General features: G+C 37.7%; 1 protein-coding gene. It reads right to left on the bottom strand.

Annotated elements, in window-relative coordinates; translation table 11 throughout:
- Positions 1-274: 274 nt before the first annotated feature.
- Positions 275-799, bottom strand: coding sequence for a tetratricopeptide repeat protein (locus tag ACE1AT_RS13065; RefSeq protein ID WP_374868921.1), 525 nt, complete (start codon positions 797-799; stop codon positions 275-277).
- Between the last annotated feature and the right edge of the window lie 290 nt (positions 800-1089).

Below are 1089 nucleotides of genomic sequence, written 5' to 3' on the forward strand. Positions count from 1 at the left end.
AATCCCACCTAAAACTTGGTTTCGTTACCCTAGCCTTAAAATTAGCCTGATAAATGGAGTTTTCAGTTGACCGAAACTTGGGTATTTATGGGGCTAAAAGAGTTGAAACCCTCGCGGCATATACTTGTGTGTACACCGTAGCTATTTTTCTACCTCATTTAGTCTTGTCTTTATTACTACTGGATATTGAACGTCTTCGACCCTTGGCACTTAGTCATGGAATTGACATTACTATTTCCAGGTGCAAGATATGAGTTGCGGGAGGGGTTATAACTTACGCAGCTACCAAACGCCGTAAAGATTCGGCGCGGCGTTTAGCAGTGGCATTTTTCGGATCATATTTGAGTGCTTCTTCGTAAGCTTGTAGTGCTTGAGCAGTTAAATTTTTACGCTCGTACGCATGAGCCAGATTATTTAATGCTGTGACATAATCAGGTTTAGTTTTCAGCGCTTCTTTGTATTGACGAATTGCTAAATCATACTGTTCTTGAGCAAAGTAAACGAAACCCAAGCCATTATAAATCACAGCAACATTTTCTTCTTCCTCTTCTTCTGCGGCTTTCAAAGCTTTTTGAAACAGAGTCACTGCTTGAGTATAAACTTTTTTTTCTGAATAAATACTAGCTAATTCGTAATACTCTTGAGCCGTTCCCTTTTCTTTTGCTAGCTTATTTCGTAAGCGTGAAAAATTTCTTTCTATCTTGCGATTTTTGAAAATCTGGGGAACAACATTGATAAAGGTGAATAAGAGAATACCCACCAAAATTGCAAGATAAATAACTGGTAAATTGTTATCCATTGCCTTTATTTAAAATATCTTCTTTATCTATTATCAACTTCTTCGCGAAGTAGAACAGCGGTAAATGTTTGTAGTAAGGACTTTAGTCCTTTCTTGAGGACTAAAGTCCTCACTACGAACTAGATTCCAATAATTTTACATTACTTCACATAAACCACGTCTACTTTGAGAACTGTAGTTTTGTAGGTTGGGTGTAGCGACAGCGAAACCCAACATTATAGTCTGGTTAATGTTGGGTTACACTCCGTTCCACCCAACCTACATAATGTCCTTTTTGAAAAACTCCTCTT

The sequence above is a fragment of the Pelatocladus sp. BLCC-F211 genome (genome assembly GCF_041928655.1).
Lineage (GTDB): Bacteria > Cyanobacteriota > Cyanobacteriia > Cyanobacteriales > Nostocaceae > Pelatocladus.

Bases quoted from the DNA above. Each gene is read 5' to 3' on its own strand.
- ACE1AT_RS13065 (WP_374868921.1), bottom strand. From the start codon at position 799: ATGGATAACAATTTACCAGTTATTTATCTTGCAATTTTGGTGGGTATT.